At 74.1% G+C, this 7725-nt stretch carries 7 protein-coding genes; all 7 read right to left on the reverse strand.

Annotated elements, in window-relative coordinates:
* Positions 1-228 carry an acyl carrier protein gene (locus tag ACZ4UB_RS34360; RefSeq protein ID WP_468076413.1) on the reverse strand — a complete coding sequence of 76 codons (228 nt, stop codon included), beginning with the start codon at positions 226-228 and terminating at the stop codon, positions 1-3.
* Positions 225-1250 (reverse strand): hypothetical protein, encoded by a 1026-nt coding sequence (locus tag ACZ4UB_RS34365; RefSeq protein ID WP_468076415.1) that lies wholly within the window; start codon positions 1248-1250, stop codon positions 225-227. Before ACZ4UB_RS34365 ends, ACZ4UB_RS34360 begins: the two co-directional genes overlap by 4 nt.
* Positions 1247-1504 carry an acyl carrier protein gene (locus ACZ4UB_RS34370; protein ID WP_467964075.1) on the reverse strand — a complete coding sequence of 86 codons (258 nt, stop codon included), beginning with the start codon at positions 1502-1504 and terminating at the stop codon, positions 1247-1249. Before ACZ4UB_RS34370 ends, ACZ4UB_RS34365 begins: the two co-directional genes overlap by 4 nt.
* On the reverse strand, positions 1501-3174 hold the full coding sequence (locus ACZ4UB_RS34375; protein WP_468076417.1) for an AMP-binding protein: 1674 nt from the start codon (positions 3172-3174) through the stop codon (positions 1501-1503). Before ACZ4UB_RS34375 ends, ACZ4UB_RS34370 begins: the two co-directional genes overlap by 4 nt.
* A gap of 5 nt (positions 3175-3179) precedes the next feature.
* Entirely contained in the window at positions 3180-4787 is a 1608-nt protein-coding gene (locus ACZ4UB_RS34380; RefSeq protein WP_468076419.1) for a class I adenylate-forming enzyme family protein, read from the reverse strand.
* A 370-nt stretch (positions 4788-5157) separates the two neighbouring features.
* Positions 5158-6054: an alpha/beta fold hydrolase gene (locus ACZ4UB_RS34385; RefSeq protein ID WP_468076421.1), complete on the reverse strand. Its 897-nt coding sequence runs from the start codon at positions 6052-6054 to the stop codon at positions 5158-5160.
* A gap of 174 nt (positions 6055-6228) precedes the next feature.
* On the reverse strand, positions 6229-7479 hold the full coding sequence (locus ACZ4UB_RS34390; RefSeq protein ID WP_468076423.1) for a 3-deoxy-7-phosphoheptulonate synthase: 1251 nt from the start codon (positions 7477-7479) through the stop codon (positions 6229-6231).
* Positions 7480-7725 lie beyond the last annotated feature (246 nt).

A 7725-nucleotide genomic window follows, 5' to 3' on the forward strand; every position in this document is an offset into this window, starting at 1 on the left:
TCAGGCCGCCCCGTTCCCCACCAGGCGCGCGACGGCGTGGATGGAGGTCAGTTCCAGCAGTTCCTCGTCCTGCAGCGGCCGGCCGAGGTGGTCCTCGATGTTCAGGGCGAGCCGGATGAGTTCGCCGGAGTTGACCCCCGCGCCGGCGAGCGGGGCCCCGTCGGCGATCCGGTCGAGCAGGGCCGGGTGGTCCAGGCTCTGCCGTACGAGGGTGCGTGCCAGACTCATGCGGTCCTCCGGGGGCGGGCGCTGACGCCGACCATCGCCCAGTAGGGGGCGGGTTCGCCGTCGAAGTAGACGAGGGGTTCGGCGCTGTCCGTGCGGCACGGCAGCAGTCGGTTGAAGCGGCTGCCGAAGCAGGCGGCGGCGAACTCCGGGGACTCGGCGACCCCGCGCTCGTCGCCGACGGTGGCGACGAAGGCGAAGACCGGGTCGAGGGACGTGTGCACCCCGTCCTCGACGACGTCGCACCAGGCGTGGTCGCTGCCGAAGAGGCCGAGGAGGTAGCCGCGCCGGGCGGTGGCTTCCAGGCCGGCCGCGCGCAGCCGGTCGGCCAGCAGGCGGGAGGCGACCACGCAGTCGGCGATGCCCATCTCCCAGGCCCGGTGGTGGTCGGCGCGCAGCGCCTCCGGCACCGTCTGGTAGGTGACCCGGCGGGAGGCGAGGCCCTCGACGACCTCGTTCCACGCCGCGTGGATGCGCGGGTCGCGCACGCTCTGGTCGGCGCCGGTCAGGCGGACGGTGGCCGTGTAGCCGCCGACGCGCAGGGGGTCCTCGAAGGGGTGCTCGGAGAGGAGTTCCACCCCGGGCGCCGACAGGTCGGGCACCCGTACGCTCACCTCGGGCAGCCGGCCGGCGGGGGTCGGCGCGCCGGCGTCCTCGCCGCCCGCGGTACGGGCGGGGTGGACGCCGATCTCCCACTCCCGGGGCGCGTACCAGCTGTCGCGGGAGGAGGCGGCGAACCGCATGAGGAAGCGCAGTCCCAGCTCCGGCACGGTCTGTCCGGTCCCGCAGAACATGCCGACGTTCATCAGGTCGTCGTAGTCGAACAGCGGGCCGCGCGCGGAGTCCGTGACGTGCGGCAGTCCCTCGGCGGCCAGTCGGGCCACCTGCTCGGGGGCGGCGCGCAGGGCCTGCGCGGCGGTCCGGGCGTCGGTGTCGTAGCGCCCGATGTCCCGGGGCACGGTGGTGAAGCGGCCGAGGGCGCCGAGCAGCGCTTCGGGCGCCGCGCTCTCCACGGTCGTCGTCATGCGGAGCTGCCCTCCGGGATCAAGGAGGCGACGAAGGCGGCCAGTTCGCCGACGGTCGCCGTCTCGAAGAGGAAGTCGTCGGGGATGACGACGTCGTACTCGTCCTCGATGTCGGTGATCGCGCGCAGCGCCTTGACGGACTCGATGCCGGGCACGGCCGTGAGCGGCTTGTCCGTGTCGATCGTGGTCGCGGGGACGTTGGCCTGGTGGGCCAGGGCGCGTACGACGGTGTCCAGGGTCTTCTCGGCGCTCACTGGGCGGGTCCTTCCGGTGCGGTGGTCAGAGTGGCGGTCTGCTGGCGGTAGAGGTCGGCCGCGCCGGAGCGCTTGACCTTGCCGGAGCTGGTGAAGGGCAGGGTCTGCGGGGAGACGGCGAGGGTCTCCACGGCGCCCAGACCCAGGTGTTCCAGGAGGCGGGCGCGGATGGCCTCGCCGACGGCGGCGGCGCTCTCCCCGTCGAGCCGGGTCTCCCAGATGACGACCATGCGTTCCTCGCCCTCGATGTCCCAGGCGAAGGCGGCGCAGTGCCGGCGGTCGACCCCGGGGGTGGCTTTGACGATCTCTTCGACGTCCTCGGCGTAGTAGTTCTGGCCCCGGACGACGGCCATCGCCTTCATCCGGCCGATGACGTACAGCTCGCGCTCGTGCAGGAAGCCGATGTCGCCGGTGCGCAGCAACCCGTCGGCGGTGAAGGGCTGTTCGGCGGCGGGCAGGCCGAGGTAGCCGGCGGTGACGGGCGCTCCGCCGATCTGCACCTCGCCCACGGTGCCCTCGGCCAGCGCGGTGCCCTCGGCGTCACCGATGCGGACCTCGATGCCGGCGACGGCGGGACCGCAGGAGACGACGGAGCGCACGGTCGGTCCGGCCTCGGCGCTCTCGGTGACCCGGTCGCCGACGGACAGGCTGGCGCGGTCCACCAGCAGGCTGCGGTAGTCCGTGCGCGGGACGCCGCTGCTGACGATGAGGGTGGCCTCGGCGAGGCCGTAGTTCGGCTGGACGACCTGCGGCCGCAGCCCGTAGGGGGCGAAGGTCCGTTGGAAGGCGTCGAGGCTGCTGAGCCTGACCGGTTCGGAGCCGTTGCCGCCGTAGCGCCAGGCGGAGAGGTCCAGGTCGTCGGGGATGCCCTTGGCGGCGGCCGCGACGAGGTAGTCGTAGAAGAAGTTGGGCGCGGGCAGGATCGTGGAGCGGGACGCGGCGAACTCGCCGAGCCACTGCATGGGGCGGCGCACGAAGTCGCCGGGCTGCCACAGCGAGGTCCTGGTGCCGTGGCGCAGCGAGGCGAGCATGGTGAACAGGCCCATGTCGTGGAAGAGCGGCAGCCACTGGCCGAGCGCGTCCTCGGGCCCCCAGCGGGTGCCGTCGCCGATGGCGTCGAGTCCGGCGTCGACGTTGGCGTGGGTGATCACGACGCCCTTGGGCGCCGAGGTGCTGCCCGAGGTGTACTGGATGACGGCCGCGGCGTCGCCGCCGCCGCTCACCGGCGGGAGGTCCACGGCGTCCCGGGGCGGTTCGGCGATGTCGATGACCGGCAGGTGCGGTACGGCGGCCGCGACGCGGGAGACGATCCGGCTGCCGAGGCTCCCGTCGACGAGCAGGGCGTCGAGGCAGGCGTCGGCCGCGATCCGCTGGATGTGCGCGGCGTAGGCGTCGGCCCCGCCGAAGGCGACCGGCAGCGCGAGCGGCACGGCGGCGGCGTCGAGCCGGAAGAGGGCCAGCAGGCCGCGCACCCAGGGCTCGCCGTTGGCCATGAGCAGTCCGGCGCGCAGCGGCCGGCGGCCGTCGCAGGCGGCGAGGATGCCGCCCGCGGTGCGCTCCGCGCGGTTGAACAGGGCGGGGCCGCTGACGGGCTCCTCCTGGCGGGAGGGGGTGTGGAGCATCGTCGCGTCGTGCACGGACGCGGAGAGCAGGTTCCAGAGCTGGACCATCGCGGTCAGGACTCCTTCGCGGGTGTGGTGGTGGTGCGCTGGATGCGGCGGGCGAGCTTGCGGCGCAGCACGGAGCGGCGGACCTTGTACGAGCCGGTGACGGGCATCGCCTCCCACTCCCAGAAGCGCACCTGGAGGTCGGGCAGCCCGGCCTCGGCGGCGACGGCGCGGAAGCGCTCGGGGTCGGGGACGGTGCCGGGGCGGGGGCAGGCGACGGCGAAGACCTCGCTGTCCTCCGTGTCCTCGGCCTTCACCAGGACCAGTTCGACGAGCTCGGGCAGGGCTTCCAGGAGGTGGTCCTCCTTCTCCAGGAGGCTGCCGACGCCGTCGACGTGTTCGACGATGCGGTCGAGGAGTTCGAGGGAGCCGTCGTCGAGTTGGCGCCCGATGTCGCCCATCGGCCACCAGGAGTCCTGCGGCGGCATCGGGTCGCCGCCGACGTAGCCGCGCATGCGGCCGGGCGAGCGGGTCTCGATGATGCCGGGGGTGTTGGCGGGCTGCGGGTGGCCCTGCTCGTCGACGATGCGGATCTCCATGCCGCCGCCGGCGTGACCGACGTTGCGCGGCGAGTAGTCCGCGGACTCCTCGCGGGTCACGATGCGCAGGCAGATCGGGCCGGACTCGGTCTGGCCGTACGCCTGGAAGTAGTGGGCGTCGGGGTGCTCGGAGGCGCCCAGCAGGGCCCTTACGGTGCGGGGGTGCATCGCGTCGAAGGTGCTGATGAAGCGCTCGACGTGCTGGAAGGGGCGGTCCGGGTCGTCGGCCAGCGACTCCCACTGGATGTAGACGTTGGGGTGCGTCTCCAGGGAGGTCGGGCGGTGTTCGAGCATCAGGCGCTTGACGTTGGCCGGGTCCGGGTCGGCGATGGCCAGGGCGGGCATCGCGGTTTCGAGCGAGGCGAGGGTGCCGGCGCAGGTGCGGGCGTGGACGAAGGACAGGTGCTTGGCGTTCAGGTCGTCCGTGGAGTACTGGTCCCGGAAGATCATGATCATCGGGGCGACCATGCCGAAGAGCGAACGGGTGGAGTGGGCCGCCATCTTGGGGGCGCCGGTGGTGCCCGAGGAGTGGGTGATGACGAACCACTCGTCCTCGTCGCGCGGGTTCGCCACGTGCGCCAGCCGGTCCTGGACCGGGACGACCCACTTCTCCTCGGTCGGCTCCAGGCACAGCACGTTGCGCACCAGGAGCCGCAGGGCGTGGCGGGCGTCGCCGAAGAGGGAGAGCCCGAGGGAGTCGACGAGCAGGTACGGGTTGTCCAGCCGGGCGAAGCATTCGAGCAGCTCGCCGACCTCCATGCCGGAGGAGAGCAGCGCGGGCAGGGCACCGATCTTGCCGAGGGCGCACATGACGGCCTCGACCTCGATGTGGTTGCGCTGGACCACGGCGACCACGTCGCCCTTGCGGATGCCGGCGGCCCACAGCCGGTCGGCGTAGTCGTCGATGGCCCGCGCGAACTCGGCGAAGGTGCGGACCGGACCGTCGTAGGTGCGCCAGGCCGTGTCGGACAGGAAGGGGGTGTCGGGGTGCTTCTCCGCGGCGACGGTGGGCAGCACCCCGAGGGACGCGGTGGGCTGGGGGATCACGTCGAGGTTGAGTGCGGATATGTCGGGCATGTTCATCCCTCTGCTCGGCCTGGCTGGTGCTTTCGGGCAGCGCTGATTCCGCCCTGGGGCGGTCGTGGGGCGCTGGGGTTTCGGGGTCTCGCGACAAGCGGCTCGAAGCGGCCGACACCAGATAAGAGACGGGGAGGGGCCGTCACACTCCACCGAGATTCGAATTTTCTTCCGGAGCCCCTCGCTCCGGCCGGGCGGGCCTAAGATCCGCCCTGCACAGGGCACTTGTGGGGTCGCCCGGATCGCGACGGATCGCCTACGGGCCCCCGCGCCGTCCGCGCGGGACGCGTCCGGCCCGGCCCGCGCCCCCGGGAGGGGGCGGGGACCGGGCCGGACGCGGACGGGCATGGCCGAGCGGTGCCCGAGGGGGTCAGTCGCCCTCGGAGAAGAGCGTGCGGGCGGTCTTGGCGACCAGGTCGGGGCGCTCCTCGTGCAGGTAGTGCCCGCAGTCGGGGACCACGTCGACCCGCAGGTCGTCGGCGTGCCGGCCGCCGCCCGACAGCACGCTCGGCGGCAGCATGAAGTCGTGGGCCCCCGCCATGATCACGGTCGGCGTGGTCAACCGGTGCTTCTTGAAGCTGCCCAGGAGCAGCTTCGCGATGTCCCGCAGCGCGAAGGCCCGGTGCAGCGCCTCGCCGGCCCGCGCCCGGTCGGGCTCCCGGCTCGAACTGACGAAGCCGTCCATCACGTCGGGCTCCCAGACGGCCGGGTCGGTGACTCCCTTGCGCATCAAGTAGCGGGTGAAGGCGGGGCGGTTGCGCAGGACCCAGCGGCCCAGCAGCGGTTGCTCCAGCAGCGCCGTGTACCAGAACCGCCAGGACTGCGGCATCAGCCGGCGGTGCAGCGGCCAGGGGTGGAGCATGTTCAGCGCGAGGAAGTGGCTGAACCGCTCCGGGGCCCGTAGGCAGAGGTGGAAGCCCGTCCAGGCGCCCCAGTCGTGGCCGATGAGCGCGGCCCGGTCCAGCCCGAGCCCGTCCATCAGCGCGAGGACGTCGGCCACCCGGCTGTCGGTGTCGTATCCCCCGGCGGGCGCCTGCGACCAGCCGAAGCCGCGCAGGTCCACGCAGATCAGCCGGTGGTCGTCGGCCAGCAGCGGGATCAGCCGCCGCCAGCCGTACCAGTGCTGCGGGAAGCCGTGCAGCAGCACCACGGGCCGGCCCCGGCCCGCCTCCGCGACGTGCAGCCGCACCCCCCGCACGTCGAGGTAGTGGTGCTGGACGCCTTCCAGCTCGGGCATCGGCGGTGTCGGCGGTGTCCGGTCCTGCATGACAACTCCCAGGGTCGCTCGGTCGGCCGACCGGACCCGTGCGGGCCGGTCGCCCCGTCAGGAGGCGGCGACGGCGGCGGACGTTCCGTCCGGGAATGCGACGGACCTCACCGGAACCCTTCCGGGCCGGGCGGCCTCGTGGCCCGCGGGTGAGCGGGTCCCCGAGCGGTCGGGTCAGGGCGTGGCGCAGAGCTGCGCGACGAGTTCCACCAGGCGGGCGGTCTGCGGGCCGTTGAGCCGGGGGTCGCAGGCGGTCTCGTACCGCAGGGGGAGGTCCCGCTCCGCCACCGCGGGCGCGCCGCCCACGCATTCGGTGACGTCGGCCGGGGTGGCCTCCAGGTGGATGCCGCCGGGCCAGCCGCGGGCGGCGCGCACCGCGGCGAAGAAGCCGCGGATCTCCTCCCCCACCACGTCCACGTGGCGGGTCTTGTGGCCCGTACCGCTGGTGTACGTGTTCCCGTGGACCGGGTCGCACACCCAGACGACGGGGTGGCCGAGCCGGGCGACCCGCTCCACCAGGGGCGCCAGCACCGAGCGCACCGCGTCCGCGCCCATCCGCGAGATGAGCACCAGCCGGCCCGGCCGGCGGTCCGGGTCGAGCCGCGCGCACAGTTCGGCCAGGCGCTCGGGATCCGTGCCCGGGCCGACCTTCACCCCGATCGGGTTGGCCACGCCCGCCAGGAAGCGGACGTGCGCGCCGTCGGGTTCACCGGTGCGCGCGCCGATCCAGGGCAGGTGGGTGGAGGTGAGGAACCACCCGCCGGTCACCGGGTCCCGGCGCACCAGCGGCTCCTCGTAGTCGAGCAGCAGGGCCTCGTGGCTGGTCCACACGGCGGGGGCGCCGGCCGCCGCGGGCTCCCGCAGGACCATCCCCGACGCGGCGAGTTCGCGCAGCAGGGCGAGCACGTCACGGGCGTGGGCGTGGCCGCGCAGCAGCCGCGTGGCGTCGGGGACGCGGGCGGCGGGCGTGGGGGCGGGGTCGTTGACCAAGTGGCCGCGGAAGGAGGGCAGTACGAGGTCACCGACGCGTTCGGTGGGCGAGGAGCGCGGCTTGGCGTACTGGCCCGCGATCCGCCCGATCGGGATCACCGGCCGGTGCAGCGCGCGTTCCAGCGTCCGGGCGGTGGTGTGGAGCAGCTCCACCCGGGCCGCGGTGCCCGCGAAGGTGGGCGCCTCGAAGGTCTCGGCGCAGTCGCCCAGTTGTGCCACGAAGGCCTCCCCTCGGGCGGCCCGGGCGAGCCCCCGGCGCAGTTCCAGGATCTCGCCGGGGTGGACGAGGGGCGCGGTGCCCGCGAGCCGGGTGCGCACCCGGCGCAGCAGGGCGTGGTCGGGCCATTCGGGCTGCTGGGCGGCCGGGTGCCGACGCCAGCCGGCCGGCGTCCAGTCCGCGGGCCGGGGCGGGGCGAGCAGGGTGGGTGCGTCCATGGCGGCATGACCTCCGAGAGGGTGCGGTGGTGATCGCGTGAGGGGTGCGGGCGGGGGGATGCGGGCGTGCGCGTGGCCGGGAGCGGGCGCGGGCCCGTACGGACGCCCGGGCGGAGCCGGTGGGGATGTCGCCGGGGCGGGTCGGGGTGCGGGCGTGGGGGGGGGGGGGGGGGGGGGGCGGGCCGGTCAGGACGCGGGCGGGGTGCCCGGCACCAGCTGGAGGACCCACCCCCACCCGACCTTCCC

This window comes from Streptomyces sp. NPDC028419 (assembly GCF_055565515.1).

Coding starts and splice junctions, on each gene's coding strand:
- ACZ4UB_RS34360 (WP_468076413.1), bottom strand. CDS start 228: ATGAGTCTGGCACGCACCCTCGTACGGCAGAGCCTGGACCACCCGGCC.
- ACZ4UB_RS34365 (WP_468076415.1), bottom strand. CDS start 1,250: ATGACGACGACCGTGGAGAGCGCGGCGCCCGAAGCGCTGCTCGGCGCC.
- ACZ4UB_RS34375 (WP_468076417.1), bottom strand. CDS start 3,174: ATGGTCCAGCTCTGGAACCTGCTCTCCGCGTCCGTGCACGACGCGACG.
- ACZ4UB_RS34380 (WP_468076419.1), bottom strand. CDS start 4,787: ATGCCCGACATATCCGCACTCAACCTCGACGTGATCCCCCAGCCCACC.
- ACZ4UB_RS34385 (WP_468076421.1), bottom strand. CDS start 6,054: ATGCAGGACCGGACACCGCCGACACCGCCGATGCCCGAGCTGGAAGGC.
- ACZ4UB_RS34390 (WP_468076423.1), bottom strand. CDS start 7,479: ATGGACGCACCCACCCTGCTCGCCCCGCCCCGGCCCGCGGACTGGACG.